Consider the following 13,472-nt stretch of genomic DNA (forward strand, 5'->3'; position numbering starts at 1 on the left):
TATGGCACCGGCATGAGAATGCGACCCTGCCTTGTCCTTGCGCTGATGCTTGCCCTGCCGGCTATGGCCGACGGTCAGGGCGCGCCGGTCGTGCCCGTGGCCCCGGGCCCGGATGTCGAGCTGGCCCGCGATCTGGTCGAGCGCGGCCAGATCCTGCCGCTGGCCAAGGTGCTGGCCCTGCTGCAGGCGCGCCACCCCGGGCAGGTGGTCGAGGTCGAACTGGAATACAGCTACGGCAAACTGGTCTATGAGGTGGACATGATCACCCGCGACGGCCGGCTGATCGAGGTCGATCTGGACGCCGCCACCGGTGCCATCCTTGATCTGGACGAAGAGGACGACTAGCCCCGATGCGCGCCCTGCTGGCAGAAGACGACCCCCGCATCGCCGCCGATGTCGAGCGCGCGCTTGGCGTTTCCGGCTTTCGGGTCGAGCGGGTGTCGGATGGCGAAACCGCATGGTTCCGCGGCGGCACGGAAAGCTATGACCTGATCGTGCTGGACCTGAACCTGCCCCGCCTTGACGGGCTGACGGTGCTGAAACGCTGGCGCGCCGAGGGCTGCGAAAACCCGGTGCTGATCCTGACCGCGCGCGGCGCCTGGACCGAGCGGGTCGAGGGCATCGACGCCGGCGCCGACGATTACCTGCCCAAGCCCTTTCGCATGGAGGAACTGATCGCCCGCGCCCGTGCGCTGGTGCGCCGCGCCGGCGGGCGGGGCACCGGACAACAGCAGTTCGGGCGGCTGGCGGTGGATCTGAACCGGATGACCGCCAGTCTGGACGGCATCCCGGTGCAAGTCACGCCGCTGGAATTCCGGCTGATCGCCTATCTGGCGCTGAACCGCGACCGGGTGATCTCTCCGCCCGAGCTGCTGGAGCATCTTTATGGCGATGACGACGCGCGCGAGGCGAATGCCTTGGAGGCGGTGATCGCCCGGCTGCGGCGCAAGCTGGGGCCGGGGGTGATCGCGACCCGGCGCGGCTTTGGCTATCATCTGGATGAGGCGGGCTAGGGGTGCGGCGCGGCTCGATCCGCTGGCGGATGATGCTGGCCGGCGGCCTCGCGATCCTGACGGCGCTGGCGCTGGCGGCGGCCGGGCTGGCGCTGCTTTTCGATCGCCATGTCCAGCGTCTGGCGCGCGAGGATCTGCAAAACCGCGCCCGCGCCATCGCCGGTCTGGTCGAGCCGGGCCGTGCGCCCAGCCTGCGCGAGGTGCCGCTGGATCCGGCCTATGAGCAGGTGTTTTCCGGGCATTACTGGCAATTGCGGCTGGGCGACCGGCTGCTGCATTCGCGCTCGCTCTGGGACTATTCGCTGCCGATGTCGGACGGGCCGCCGGCACCGGGGACGACGCGCAGCCTGACCCTGCCCGGCCCGCAGGGCGAACCGCTGCTGGTCTTTGAACAGGGCCTGCTGGTCGGGCGCGGCGCCGAGGCCGTGCCGCTGCAAATTCTGGTCGCCCGCGACCGGCGCGAGCTGGACGCCGCGCGGGCCGAGTTTCTGGGCGATCTGCTGCCCTATCTGTCGTTGCTGGGCGCGCTGCTGCTGGCGGCCTCTTATGTGCAGGTGACGGTCGGGCTGCGGCCGCTGGCGCAGGTCGGCGCGCGCGTGGCGCAGCTGGGCTCGGGGGCGCGGCCGCGCATTGGCACCGACATGCCGGCCGAGGTGATCCCGCTGGCGCGCGAAATCGACACGCTGCTGGATGCCCGCGACGACGAATTGGCCCGCGCCCGCCACCGCGCCGCCGATCTGGCGCATGGCTTCAAGACGCCCTTGCAGGCGCTGATGGGCGATGCCCGGTTGCTGCGCGAGAGCGGTCAGGCCGATGTCGCCGGCAGCATCGAAACCATCGCCCTTGCCATGCGCCGCCATGTCGACCGCGAACTGGCCCGCGCCCGGCTGCAGACCGAAACCGGCAACAGCAGCGCCGATCCCGGCCCGATCATCCTCAAGCTGGTCGAGGTGCTCAAGCGCACCCCCTTGGGTGCCATGATCGACTGGCAGATCGACTGCCCGCCCGGATTGCGCGCCAGTGTCGATCCCGACGATCTGACCGAGGCGCTGGGGGCGCTGATGGAAAACGCCATGCGCCACGCCCGGGAACGGGTCGGCGTCTCGGCCCGGCCGACCGGGCGTCGGGTGCTGATCACGCTGCGCGACGATGGCCCCGGCGTGCCCGAGGCCGGTCTGGACCAGCTGACCCGGCGCGGTCTCAGCCTTGACCCGCAGGGGGACGGCCAAGGCATCGGGCTGGCGGTGGCGGCGGGCGTCATCGACGCCGCCCATGGCCGCATGACGATGCGCAATGCCCATCCGGGGCTGGAGGTTCAGTTGGAATTCCCCGCCGCCGGGCCCTGATCCGCGGTCACGATTTCCAGCAGCGCCGCCATGGCGCGGGTGCGGTGGCGGCGCGGATCGCTCAGCACCGAAAACGTGCGCTGCGCCCCGGGCAGGGCGCGGGTGCGCACCCAACCGGCCTGCGCCGCGCTGGCGATGGTGCGATGCGACAGCGCCGCCAGATAACGGCCATGCGTCACCGCGCTCAGCACCGCCTCGTTCGAGGGCAGCGCGATCGCCACCTGCAGATCGGCCAGCGACAGGCCCTGCGTGACCAGCCAGCCCTCGAATTCGGCGCGGGTGCCCGATCCCGGCTCGCGCAGCACCCAGCGCTCGGCCATCAGATCCTCATGCGAGATGCTGTCCTTATGCGCCAGCGGGTGGTCGACGCTGGCGACCAGAACCAGCCAGTCGCGCGCCACGCTTTGGCGCAGCAGGTCGCCCTGACTGACCTCGCCCTCGACAAAGCCCAGATCGGCGGCGCCCAGAGCCACCGCCTCGGCCACGCCGGCGGTATTGCCGGTGGCAAGGCTCAGCTCGATGCCCGGATGGCGCTCGTGCAGCGTCATCAGGCGCTGGGGCAGCCAATGGCTGGCGACGGTCTGGCTGGCATGGACGCGTAGCCGCCCGCGCGGCTCGCGCGCCAGATCCAGCAGCAGCGCCTCGGCGGTTTCGGCCTGATCCAGCACCTTGCGCGCCTCGGCCATGAAAGTGCGGCCGTCGTCGGTCAAAAGGATGCGCCGGCCCAGACGGTCGAACAGCCGCACGCCGTGCCGCGCCTCCAGCCCCGAGATCGCGGCGCTGACCGCCGATTGCGTCAGATGCAGCGCCTCGGCGGCGCGGGTCATGTGCTCGCGTTCGGCCACGGCCAGAAAGATGCGCAATTGTTCCAGCGTCATTGATCACCAAAAGCGAACGATATGATCGTCATAATGCGTTGGATCGATCAAGACGCAAGCGCCATCCTGTGCCCGACAGACAGGAGAGACGCCGTGACCAGCCTGCAATCCCCCGCCCTTGCCGCCGCGCCCAGCCCCGGCTGGCTGGGCCGCCACCTGCCGGGTCTGGGGCTGACCTTTGGCATTGCCGCGCTGGCCATGGCGGCGCAGCGCCTGTCAGGCATCGCGGGGCTCAGCCCGCTGGCACTGGCCATGGTGCTGGGCATCGCTTGGCGCAATGTGATCGGCCTGCCCGCAGCGGCCCGCGCCGGCATCGGCTTTTCACTGCGCCGCATCCTGCGGCTGGCCATCGTGCTTTTGGGGTTCCAGCTGACGCTGGCGCAGCTGCGCACGGTGGGCCTGCCGGGGGTGGCGGTGATCGCGCTGACGCTTGCGGCCACCTTCGTCTTTACCACCTGGACCGGACGCGCCTTGGGCGTGGCGCCGCGCCTGACGCAACTGATCGCCGCCGGCACCTCGGTCTGCGGCGCCTCGGCGGTGATCGCGACCAATACCGTGACGCGCGGCAGCGATGAGGACGTGGCCTATGCCATTGCCATCGTGACGGTTTTCGGCTCGCTTTCCATGCTTGCCATGCCGGGGATCGGCAGCCTGCTGGCACTGGATGCCGCGCATTACGGCATCTGGGTCGGCGCAACGGTGCATGAGGTGGCGCAGGTCGTGGGCGCGGGATTCCAGCATGGCGCCGAGGCCGGACAGGCGGCAGCGGTCGCCAAGCTCAGCCGCGTGATCCTGCTGGCGCCGCTGATCCTGTGCCTTGGCGCGCTGGCCCGCCGGCGGGGCGGCGCCGGGGGCCGGGCGCCGACCCCGTGGTTCGTGCTGGGTTTCGTCGCCGTGGTGCTGGTCAACAGCATCGCCCCCCTGCCCGCCGCCTTGCAGAATGCGGTGGTGCTGGTGACGGGATTCCTGCTGACCGTGGCGCTGGCGGCGATGGGGCTTGAAACCGATATCCGCAAGCTGCGCGCCCAAGGCATGCGGCCGCTGGCACTGGGGGCGCTGGCATGGGTCTTTATCTCGGGGCTGGGTCTGGCGCTGGTCGAACTGATCTGACGTTGAGCCGCGCGGCAGGGCACCCCATATCGGGACGAGCCCTGACGCGAGGATCCGCCCCATGCCGACCCGCCCGACGCCGCCACAGCCCGCCGATCCCCGGCCCCGCACCCGGCGCGAGGCCGAGGTGCGCCGCTTTGTGCGCGCCCGCTATGGCCTTGCCGGCACGCTGCGGCTGCACCGTGCGGCGCTTGGCTGGGATCTGTTGCGCGCGCCACTGAACGTCAGCCTGTCGCCGGTTTTCCTGCTGGTGCGGCTGCTGGCCGCCGTGCTGGGCGGGCTGGGGCTGAAGCGCGGTGCGGGCTGGCTGGCGGGGCGGCAGATCTTTCTGACCTCGGATGTGGCGCGGCAATTGCAGGCCGATCTGACCGGGTTCCTTGAGCATCTGCAGGCGCAGGGGCTGGGCCCGCAGGCCGCGCCCGAGACGGTGCGCGCCACCATTGCCGCCCAGACCGAGACCCGCAATGCCGTGGCCGAGATCACCACCTCGCTGATCGTGCTGCTGTCAGGATTTTTGCTGTTTCACCGCGCCACGCCGGGGGTGATGTCGCTGGCCGGCCCCGTGGCCGAGATGCGCGCGCAGGCGCAGGCGGTGCAGGATTTCGCCCTTGGCTCATGGGCCGGCGGTCTCTGGTATGGGATGTTTCCGGCCAGCCTGTCACCTTGGGAGGTGCTGCTGACCGGGGTGGTGCTGGCGGTGCTGGCCTCGGTGGTGACCACCTTTGCCGGGCTGATCGCCGATCCGGTCCAGCTGTGGACCGGCACCCATGCCCGCCGCCTGATGCGGATGCTGGAGCGGCTGGACCGCCAGCAAGGCCCGGCGGGGCTGGAGCGCGAGCATGTGCTGGCGCGGCTGGGCGATCTGGGCGATGTCGCCTCGTCGCTGTGGCGGGCGCTGCGCTAGGCCGGAGGCGCTAGGCGCGGGCCTGTACGGCAAAGGCGCGGGCCTCGGCCGGGGCGGTGCCAAGCCCACCTGCGGCGGACAGATCCAAATCCGGGAAATCGCGCGCGACGAGCTTTTGCAGCGGTTGATGTTCTGCCTGAGCTTCTTTGCACAACCCTTTGATTTTCACCTGCGCTTCTGGACGAGGCATGTGGCGGGCCAAGGCGAATGTATAGGCCTCGGCATGGATCAGCCCGGTGCCGTCATCCAGCCCGCGCGCCATGGCCTGCGCATCCGGGCTGATGCGCCCGGCCAGATCCAGCGCCAGCGCAATCGCGCGCCCGGTCGAGATACACAGCTGCGGCACAGTCAGCCATTCCACGAACCATGCCGCGCCATCGCGCTGCTGGCGGTGGATGCCGGCGTTCTGGATCGCCGCAGACAGCGCCACCGCTTGCCGCGCCAGCGCCACCAGCACCGAGGGCCCCACCGGGTTCTGTTTCTGCGGCATCGTCGAGGAGCCGCCCGCGCCCTCGAGCCGGATTTCATTGATGCCGGATTGGGTCAGCAGGATCAGATCCTCGCCCATCTTGGCGAGGCTGATGGCAAGGCCGGCCATCCAAGCGGCAAAACCATCCATGCGGTCACGCTCGGCATGCCAGCTGTGGCCGGGATCGGCCAGTTCCAGCGCCTCGGCCAGCGCGGCGCGGACCTCGGGGCCCTCGGCGCCCATGGCCGACAGCGTGCCGGCGGCCCCGCCCAGCGAGACGGTGGCGATCTGGGCGCGGATTTCGGCAAGGCGCGCGCGGTGGCGCATCAGCGGATGACCCCAGCCGGCGATCACGGCGCCAAAGCTGGTCGGCGTCGCGACCTGACCATAGGTGCGCGCCGCCATCGGCAAATCGGCATATTGGTCCGCGAGTTTGCCCAGAGCGGCGATCAGCGCGGCCAGCCGTTCATCCCAGATTTCGGTGACCCGGCGCAGGCGCAGCGCCAGCCCGGTTTCCATGATGTCCTGACTGGTCGCGCCCCAATGCAGAAATTGCGCATGATCAGGCGCGTTCATCGCCTTGCGGAAGGCCGCGACAAGCGCCGGGACCGGCACGCCATTGGTGGCGGTTTCCGCCCCCAGTGCCGCAGGGTCGATCTGCACCTCGCGCGCGGCGCGGTCGATATAGGCGCCGGCGGTTTCCGGGATCAGACCCAGCCGACCCTGCACGCGGGCCAGCGCCCCCTCGACCAGCAGCATGGCGCGAACCTCGGCGCTGTCGGTAAAGAGCGCAGCCGTCTGTTCGTCGCCGAAGAGGTTGCGATAGATGGCGCTGTCGGCGGCGGATGCGGGCATGGGCGGTCCTTGTGGTTGAGCGAAGGACCGGGGGCTTTCCGCCCCCGGACCCCCGAGGATATTTGTCCACGAAAGAAGCGACGCGCCCTCAGGCGGCGCGCAGGCCGAGGATCTGGCGGGCTTGTTGCCAGCTCGCGACGGGGCGTTCGTATTTTTCGCAGAGGTCGGTCACGCGTTTGACCAGCGCCGCGTTCGAAGGCGCGAGCGTGTCGCGGTCGATGCGGACGTTGTCTTCGAGCCCGGTGCGGGCATGGCCGCCGGCGCTGACCGCCCAGTCGTTCAGCACGATCTGGTTCGGGCCGATGCCGGCCGCGCACCAAGGCGTGTTTTCGCCAAAGAGACGTTTGACCGTATAGATATAGTAGTCAAACACCTCGCGATCGACGGGCATCGCGTTTTTCACGCCCATGACGAATTGCACATAGGGCGTGTCCTTGATGCGGCCATCCTTGTGCATTTTCGCAGCCTGCAGAATGTGGCTGAGATCGAAGGCCTCGATTTCCGGTTTCACGCCGTATTTCAGCATTTCCGAGGCCAGCCAGTCGACCAGATCCGGCGGGTTCTCATAGACCCGCGTCGGGAAGTTGTTCGAGCCGACCGAAAGCGAGGCCATGTCGGGCGCCAGCGGCAGCATGCCGCCGCGCGTGGTGCCCGCGCCCGAGCGGCCGCCGGTCGAGAGCTGCACGATCATGCCGGGGCAATGCTGTTCAAGGCCTTCTTTCAGGCGGGCGAAACGCTCCGGGTCCGAGGTCGGTTTGCCCTCGTCATCGCGGACGTGGCAATGCGCGATGGTCGCGCCGGCCTCGAAGGCCTCATGGGTCGATTCGATCTGTTCGGCCACCGTGATCGGAACGGCAGGGTTGTTTTCCTTGGTCGGCAGCGAGCCGGTGATAGCCACGCAGATGATGCAGGGCTTGTCGGAAAGATCGCTCATCTGGGTCCTCACACGTCGAAGAAGACGGTTTCGTCTTCGCCCTGCAGGCGGATCTCGAAGCGGTAAACGGTCACGCCGTCGCGGACCGAACGCTTGCCGATCAGGGTGGCGCGGCGGCGCTCCCATTCGATCATGTTGATGACCGGATCCTTGGCATTCGCCTCGGCCTCGTCCTCGAAATACATGCGGGTGTTCAGGCCGATGTTGATGCCGCGCGCCACGATCCAGAAGTTCAGATGCGGCGCCATCATGCGGCCGTTGCGGCCCATGACCGGACCCGGCTTGACGGTGTCGAACCCCCATTCGCCGGTTTCGAAATCGGTGATGACGCGGCCCCAGCCACGGAAGCCCTCTTCGACCGGACCGCCGCCTTCGGGATGGGCGTAATGGCCTTCGGAGTTCGCCTGCCAGACTTCCAGCAGCACGTCCTTGATCGGGCTGTCCATGCCGTCAATGACGATGCCTTCGACGCGGATCTTTTCGCCCTTGGCGTTCGGGCCGGTGATGTCGAAGCCCAGTTCCTGACGGTAGATGTCAAAGCCTGCCGCGCCCGGCGCAAGGCCGATATGGACATAGGGGCCAGCGGTCTGGGACGCGGTTTCGCGCAGGTATTGCGGGTCTTGGAAAGCCATCTCAGTTCCCCTCCAGGCGGTTTTCGAACAGCGTCGAGCGGCGGCCGCGCAGCACGATGTCGAACTTGTAGGCAATGGTATCAAGCGGGATCGTCGCGTTCAGGTCAAGCCGCGCGACCAGCCGGTCGATGGCATCCGCATCCGGGATGGCATGGACGATGGGGCAATGTTTCAGCAGCGGATCGCCCTCGAAATAAAGCTGGGTGATCAGGCGCTGCACGAAGCCGGTGCCAAAGACCGAGAAATGGATATGCGCCGGGCGCCAGTTGTTGACCCAGTTGCGCCACGGATAGGCGCCGGGCTTGATCGTGCGGAAGAAGTAATAACCGTTCTCGTCCGTCAGCGTGCGGCCGCAGCCGCCGAAGTTCGGGTCGATCGGCGCCAGATAGGTGTCTTTCTTGTGGCGATAGCGGCCGCCGGCATTGGCCTGCCAGATCTCGACCAGCGTATTAGGGACAGGGCGGGCGTTTTCGTCCAGCACCCGGCCATGCACGATGATGCGTTCGCCGATGGGGTCGCCGGCCTTGGCGTAGTTCTTGATCAGGTCGTTGTCGATGGCGTCGATGTCGCTATGGCCAAAGGTCGGGCCGGTGATCTCGCTCATCGAATTCTGCAGGCTGATCAGCGAGAAACGGGGCGAACGCGCCACCGAGGTCTTGTAATTGGGGGTCAGCGCGGGGGGATGGATCTCCCGGTTGCGCTGGTAGAATTCTGCGGGTTTCATTGGCTCTCCTCCTGAGTGGCTTCGGCTGCGGCGCGTTCCATTTCGGCGTAGGTCTGCTTGGCGAGTTTCAGCGCGTGGTTGGCGCGCGGAACGCCGGCATAGATGGCGACATGCTGGAATGCCTCAAGCACGTCGCGCTTGCTGGCGCCGGTGCGGGCGGTGGCGCGGACATGCATCGGGATTTCCTCGAAATTCCCGGTGGCGGCCAGAAGCGCCAGCGTCAGCATCGAGCGCTCGCGCTTGCTGATGCCGTCGCTGGACCAGACCGTGCCCCAGGCCGACAGCGTGATCAGATCCTGAAAGGGCTGGTCGAATTCGGTCTTGGCGGCCTCGGCGCGGTCGACATGGGCATCGCCCAGCACGGCGCGGCGGGTGGCCATGCCCTGATCATGAAGGTCGGTCATGCGGCATGTTCCTTGAGAAAGCTGCGAAGGATCGCGGCATAGGCCGCGGGCTGTTCGACGCAGGGCAGATGGCCCGCATCGGCGATGGTCTCGAAGCCGGCCCCGGCAATCAGATCGGCCGTGGCGCGCACCAGCTCGGGCGGGGACGAGCCGTCCTGATCGCCGGCAATGACCAGCACCGGCAGGTCCAGCCCGCGGGTGCCCTCGGTCAGATCGGTTGCGGCCAGCGCGTGACAGGCGTCGATATAGCCGCTGGCCAAGGTGCGCACGACCATGTTGCGCCACAGCGCCAGTTCGGGCCGGGCGCGGAAGGGCGCGGCAAACCAGCGCTCCATGATCGTGTCGGCGATGCTGGCGATGCCGGCGCCCTCGATGGCGGCGATGCGCTGCGCCCAGCTTTCGGCGGTGCCCATCTTGACGGCGGTGTTCGACAGCACGACCGCGCTCAGCAGATCGGGGCGGCGCGCGGCCAGCGCTTGCGCGATCATGCCGCCGATCGACAGGCCGACAAAGACCACCGGGCCCGTGCCCAGATGTTCGATCAGCGCGGCGGCATCATCGGCCAGATCGGCGACCTGATAATCGCCGGCCCGGTCCGACAGGCCATGGCCACGCTTGTCAAAGCGGATAGCGCAGATCTCGGGCATTTCCGCCAGCAGCGGATCCCACAGCCGCAGGTCGGTGCCCAGCGAATTGGCGAAAACGACCGTCGGCGCCTTGGCCGGTCCATCGACGCGGTAATGCATCGCGCCCCAGGGGCGGTTCAGAACTTGCATGGTGATCTCCCTCGACACATAATTTGCCACAGCACTATTGGCTTGGATAATGCAAAATTCGCCATGATGGATAACCAATCTGCTATGCATCCGGCCGTCAAGCTGCGCCATATCCGCGCCTTTCTGGACATCGCGACCGAAGGCGGGCTGTCGGCGGTGGCGCGGGCGCAGGGCATCACCCAGCCCGCGCTGTCGCGCACGCTGGCCGAGCTGGAGACGCTGCTGGGCCAGCCGATGTTCCTGCGTCAGGGCCGCCGGCTGGTACTGACCGAGGCGGGCGCCCTGTTTCGCCGCCATGCCGGCGCGGCCGTGCAGGCGCTGGAGGCCGGGGCCGCCGCGCTGCGCCCCGGCGTCGGCGGCACGCTGCGCATCGGCGTGCTGCCCACGGTCGCCACCCGTGTGTTGCCGCGCGTCGTGCTGCGTTTTCGCGAGCTGCGCCCGGAAATCATGCTGGCCGCCGAGACCGGGCCGCATTTCCACCTGATGCGGCTTTTGCGCGAAGGCGCGGTCGATCTGGTCATCGGCCGCCTGCCCGGCGCCTCGGAAATGGCCGGGCTGCGCTTTGACCATCTTTACGAAGAGGAAGTGATTCTGGCCGCGCGCCACGACCATCCCGCCGGCCAGCGCCCCGCCCCCGAGGCCTTGGCGGCCTCGCCGGTGATCCTGCCGCCGGCGACTGCGCTGATCCGGCCGGTGGTCGATGACTATCTGACCGCGAACGGGCTGGCCGGGCTGCGGCCGCTGATCGAGACGGTCTCGCTGGCGCTGGGACGCGGCATCTGTCTGGCCTCGGACGCGTTGTGGTTCATCTCGCGCGGGGTCGTCGCCCATGAGCTGGGCACCGGCGAGATGATCGCCCTGCCCACCGGCGCGCGCTTCATGTCGGGCGCGGTCGGCGTGACACGGCGGCAGGAAAGCGTTGCGCCGGGACTGGCCGATTTCGCCGAAATCGCCCGCGAAACCATCGAATCCGAGGCTAATGCGGGTTAGTCTGCGAACAATTATTTCAAAATCTGGCTATCGAATGTGCATTTACGAAACCATGCGACGTTGGTAGGGGCGAAAATAGACGCTGTAGCCAGCGCCGGCCCCAAGGCCGGACATTCGAAGGAGGAAGTCATCTTGGTAACGCAATCGCGACCGCAAGCCGGGGCCGCCACGGTCTGGGTAGCCAGCCTGTGCTGGATCGCCGTGGTTCTGGACGGGTTCGATCTGGTGGTTCTGGGCGCGCTGCTGCCCACGCTGACGGGGGGCGATGTGCCCTTCATGACCAAGCCCGAGGCGACCTTCGTGTCGACCATCAGTCTGGTCGGCATGACGCTGGGTGCGCTGACCATCGGCGCGTTGACCGACAAGATCGGCCGGCGCAAGGCGATGCTTTGGGCCGTGGCTGCGTTTTCGATTACCACGCTGCTGTGCGCCTTTTCGCATAACTGGTGGCAGTTGGCGATCTGGCGCTTTCTGGCGGGCTTCGGCTTGGGCGGCTGCCTGCCGACCGCAATCGCGCTGGTGACCGAGTTCTCGTCGGGCAAGGCCGGCAAGGCCTCGACGCGGGTGATGACCGGCTATCACGTCGGCGCGGTGGCGACGGCGCTGCTGGGACTGGCGCTGCTGCCGCTGTTCGGCTGGCGCTCGATGTTCGTCGCGGGCGCGCTGCCGGGGTTCATCCTGATTCCACTTATGTATCGTAACCTTCCGGAATCGCCTGCATTCCTGCTGGCCAAGGGGCGCCGCGCCGAGGCCGAGGCAGTTGCCGCCGCCCATGGGCTGACGCTGGCCGCCACCCCGGTCGAGCCCAGCCCCGCCGATGAGATCAAGGCCGAGGGGCGCGCGCTGTTCCGTCCGCCCTATCTGCGCAATTCGATCGGCATCTGGGTCACCTCCTTCATGGGCCTGCTGCTGGTCTATGGGCTGAACACCTGGCTGCCGACGCTGATGATCGACGCGGGCTACGGGCTGCAACGCGGGCTGTGGCTGCTGATGCTGCTCAATGTCGGCGCCGTGGTCGGGCTGATCGTGGCCGGACAGGTGGGCGATGCCATCGGGCTGAAGACGGCGGCGGTGATCTGGTTCCTTGCCGGCGCGGTGCTGCTGGCGGCGCTGTCGGTCAAGGTCTCGGTCGCGATGCTTTACCCGCTGGTCTTTGTCACCGGCTGCTTCGTGTTCTCGGCCCAGGTGCTGGTCTATGCCTATACCGCCGCGAACCACCCGCCGGCGGTGCGTGCCACCGCGCTTGGCATGGCGGCGGGCATCGGCCGGCTGGGCGCGATCTCGGGGCCGCTGCTGGGCGGCACGCTGGTGTCGCTGGGCATCGGCCACCCCTGGGGCTTTTACGTCTTTGCCGTCGTGGGGCTGATCGGGGCGATCTCGCTGACCACCACCCACGTCATCCGGCAAAAACTGTGATCTTTCGCCCCGGCGTTCGGCGCCGGGGCCACCCGCCGCGAGGGCAGCATGGCCAAAGCCTCGGATCCGGGCATCCCGCGTTTCTATCTTTATGGCGACAGCGGCGCCGATGTCGAACGCGACTTTCTGCATGTCGAGGCGATCCTGACCCGCAGCGGCCCGCATGGCTGGCGCATCCAGCCCCATGCCCATCCCGATCACGCGCAGATCTTTCTGATCCACAAGGGCGGCGGCACCGTCCAGTTCGAGGATCACAGCGCCGAAATCCCCCTGCCGGCCGTCATGGTGCTGCCGGCGGGTTCGGTGCACCAATTCGCCTTTCAGCCCGGCACCGATGGCTATGTCGTCACCGCCGCTTTGGGCTGGCTGAACGCCGTCACCGCCAGCGACCCCAGCCTGCGCGAGGTGCTGGCGCAGCCGGCGGTGCTGCCGCTGCGCGATTCGGGCCTGCATGTGCCGACGGTGATCGACACGTTCGACTGGCTCTTGCGCGAATTCGTCTGGTCGGCGCCGGGCCGGCGCATCGCCATCATGGCGCTGTATCTGCGGCTGCTGGTGATCCTGCTGCGGCTGCGCATTACCACCCAGACCGAGGATCTGCCCGCCGCCCCCGACCGCGACCAGAACCTGCTCGTGCGCTATCGCGGTCTGGTCGAGGAACATTTCCGCCACCAGCGCGCCCCCGGTTTTTACGCCGATCAGCTGGCCGTCACGTCTGCGCGGCTGAACGCTGCCTGCAAGGCGCGGGCAGGGCGCACTGCCTCGGATCTGGTGCATGACCGGCTGATGCTGGAGGCCAAGCGTCTGCTGCTTTACACCGATCATGGCATCGCCCGCATCGGCAATATGATCGGCTTTGACGACCCGGCCTATTTCAGCCGCTTCTTTGCCGCGCGGGCCGGATGTTCCCCCGCCAGTTGGCGCAAGACCCAGAAAGCCTGACGATCCGTCCAAGTTTTTCGACGGCGCGTCCATTCTTTGAAAGGCGCCGATAGGTCATTTTGCCGCAGCGAAATCGGAG

General features: G+C 68.0%; 15 protein-coding genes. 8 read left to right on the forward strand and 7 right to left on the reverse strand.

Going from position 1 to position 13,472, the window contains the following annotated elements; translation table 11 throughout:
* Window positions 1–12 precede the first annotated feature (12 nt).
* From GL279_RS05330 to GL279_RS05340, 3 genes are read left to right on the forward strand one after another with little or no spacing between them, the layout of a single operon-like run.
* On the forward strand, window positions 13–345 hold the full coding sequence (locus GL279_RS05330) for a PepSY domain-containing protein (protein ID WP_246175179.1): 333 nt from the start codon (window positions 13–15) through the stop codon (window positions 343–345).
* Between the two features lie 5 nt (window positions 346–350).
* On the forward strand, window positions 351–1,013 hold the full coding sequence (locus GL279_RS05335; protein WP_155063580.1) for a response regulator transcription factor: 663 nt from the start codon (window positions 351–353) through the stop codon (window positions 1,011–1,013).
* A 2-nt stretch (window positions 1,014–1,015) separates the two neighbouring features.
* Window positions 1,016–2,359, forward strand: coding sequence for a sensor histidine kinase (locus tag GL279_RS05340; protein WP_343039712.1), 1,344 nt, complete (start codon window positions 1,016–1,018; stop codon window positions 2,357–2,359).
* Here the strand turns inward: GL279_RS05340 and GL279_RS05345 are convergent.
* Complete coding sequence (locus GL279_RS05345) at window positions 2,329–3,237, reverse strand: LysR substrate-binding domain-containing protein (protein ID WP_155063581.1); 909 nt, start codon at window positions 3,235–3,237, stop codon at window positions 2,329–2,331. The two genes, GL279_RS05340 and GL279_RS05345, sit on opposite strands and share 31 nt — an antisense overlap.
* Window positions 3,238–3,330: 93 nt before the next feature.
* Between GL279_RS05345 and GL279_RS05350 the strand changes: the two genes are divergently transcribed.
* Window positions 3,331–4,347, forward strand: a complete 1,017-nt coding sequence (locus GL279_RS05350) for a YeiH family protein (protein WP_343039713.1) — start codon at window positions 3,331–3,333, stop codon at window positions 4,345–4,347.
* Between the two features lie 61 nt (window positions 4,348–4,408).
* Window positions 4,409–5,251, forward strand: coding sequence for a DUF6635 family protein (locus GL279_RS05355; RefSeq protein ID WP_155063583.1), 843 nt, complete (start codon window positions 4,409–4,411; stop codon window positions 5,249–5,251).
* Between the two features lie 10 nt (window positions 5,252–5,261).
* Here GL279_RS05355 and GL279_RS05360 read toward each other — a convergent pair whose 3' ends face one another.
* From GL279_RS05360 to pcaD, 6 genes are all read right to left on the reverse strand, one after another.
* Entirely contained in the window at window positions 5,262–6,575 is a 1,314-nt protein-coding gene (locus tag GL279_RS05360; RefSeq protein WP_155063584.1) for a lyase family protein, read from the reverse strand.
* Window positions 6,576–6,663: 88 nt separating this feature from the next.
* Window positions 6,664–7,509: a 3-oxoadipate:acetyl-CoA acetyltransferase gene (locus GL279_RS05365; RefSeq protein ID WP_155063585.1), complete on the reverse strand. Its 846-nt coding sequence runs from the start codon at window positions 7,507–7,509 to the stop codon at window positions 6,664–6,666.
* A gap of 8 nt (window positions 7,510–7,517) precedes the next feature.
* Window positions 7,518–8,141, reverse strand: coding sequence for a protocatechuate 3,4-dioxygenase subunit alpha (gene pcaG / locus GL279_RS05370; protein ID WP_155063586.1), 624 nt, complete (start codon window positions 8,139–8,141; stop codon window positions 7,518–7,520).
* A gap of 1 nt (window position 8,142) precedes the next feature.
* Entirely contained in the window at window positions 8,143–8,865 is a 723-nt protein-coding gene (gene pcaH, locus GL279_RS05375; RefSeq protein ID WP_155063587.1) for a protocatechuate 3,4-dioxygenase subunit beta, read from the reverse strand.
* Complete coding sequence (gene pcaC, locus GL279_RS05380) at window positions 8,862–9,269, reverse strand: 4-carboxymuconolactone decarboxylase (RefSeq protein ID WP_155063588.1); 408 nt, start codon at window positions 9,267–9,269, stop codon at window positions 8,862–8,864. The genes pcaH and pcaC overlap by 4 nt, the downstream gene beginning before the upstream one ends.
* A complete protein-coding gene (gene pcaD / locus GL279_RS05385; protein ID WP_155063589.1) occupies window positions 9,266–10,045 on the reverse strand; it encodes a 3-oxoadipate enol-lactonase in 780 nt (259 codons plus the stop codon). The genes pcaC and pcaD overlap by 4 nt, the downstream gene beginning before the upstream one ends.
* 84 nt (window positions 10,046–10,129) lie before the next feature.
* Between pcaD and GL279_RS05390 the strand changes: the two genes are divergently transcribed.
* The 3 genes from GL279_RS05390 (at window position 10,130) to GL279_RS05400 (ending at window position 13,393) form a co-directional block, all read left to right on the forward strand.
* Complete coding sequence (locus tag GL279_RS05390) at window positions 10,130–11,035, forward strand: LysR substrate-binding domain-containing protein (RefSeq protein ID WP_170293925.1); 906 nt, start codon at window positions 10,130–10,132, stop codon at window positions 11,033–11,035.
* Between the two features lie 132 nt (window positions 11,036–11,167).
* Entirely contained in the window at window positions 11,168–12,451 is a 1,284-nt protein-coding gene (locus GL279_RS05395; protein ID WP_155063591.1) for an MFS transporter, read from the forward strand.
* 48 nt (window positions 12,452–12,499) lie between these two features.
* Window positions 12,500–13,393 (forward strand): helix-turn-helix domain-containing protein, encoded by an 894-nt coding sequence (locus GL279_RS05400; RefSeq protein WP_155063592.1) that lies wholly within the window; start codon window positions 12,500–12,502, stop codon window positions 13,391–13,393.
* Window positions 13,394–13,472: the final 79 nt, after the last annotated feature.

This window comes from Paracoccus limosus, assembly GCF_009711185.1.
Classification (GTDB): Bacteria; Pseudomonadota; Alphaproteobacteria; order Rhodobacterales; family Rhodobacteraceae; genus Paracoccus; species Paracoccus limosus.

What these genes read in the sequence shown, in the direction of transcription:
- GL279_RS05400 (WP_155063592.1), top strand. Translation starts at nt 12,500, where the DNA reads ATGGCCAAAGCCTCGGATCCGGGCATCCCGCGTTTCTATCTTTATGGC.
- pcaC (WP_155063588.1), bottom strand. Translation starts at nt 9,269, where the DNA reads ATGACCGACCTTCATGATCAGGGCATGGCCACCCGCCGCGCCGTGCTG.
- GL279_RS05355 (WP_155063583.1), top strand. Translation starts at nt 4,409, where the DNA reads ATGCCGACCCGCCCGACGCCGCCACAGCCCGCCGATCCCCGGCCCCGC.
- pcaG (WP_155063586.1), bottom strand. Translation starts at nt 8,141, where the DNA reads ATGGCTTTCCAAGACCCGCAATACCTGCGCGAAACCGCGTCCCAGACC.
- GL279_RS05335 (WP_155063580.1), top strand. Translation starts at nt 351, where the DNA reads ATGCGCGCCCTGCTGGCAGAAGACGACCCCCGCATCGCCGCCGATGTC.
- GL279_RS05390 (WP_170293925.1), top strand. Translation starts at nt 10,130, where the DNA reads ATGCATCCGGCCGTCAAGCTGCGCCATATCCGCGCCTTTCTGGACATC.
- GL279_RS05360 (WP_155063584.1), bottom strand. Translation starts at nt 6,575, where the DNA reads ATGCCCGCATCCGCCGCCGACAGCGCCATCTATCGCAACCTCTTCGGC.
- GL279_RS05365 (WP_155063585.1), bottom strand. Translation starts at nt 7,509, where the DNA reads ATGAGCGATCTTTCCGACAAGCCCTGCATCATCTGCGTGGCTATCACC.
- pcaH (WP_155063587.1), bottom strand. Translation starts at nt 8,865, where the DNA reads ATGAAACCCGCAGAATTCTACCAGCGCAACCGGGAGATCCATCCCCCC.
- pcaD (WP_155063589.1), bottom strand. Translation starts at nt 10,045, where the DNA reads ATGCAAGTTCTGAACCGCCCCTGGGGCGCGATGCATTACCGCGTCGAT.
- GL279_RS05330 (WP_246175179.1), top strand. Translation starts at nt 13, where the DNA reads ATGAGAATGCGACCCTGCCTTGTCCTTGCGCTGATGCTTGCCCTGCCG.
- GL279_RS05345 (WP_155063581.1), bottom strand. Translation starts at nt 3,237, where the DNA reads ATGACGCTGGAACAATTGCGCATCTTTCTGGCCGTGGCCGAACGCGAG.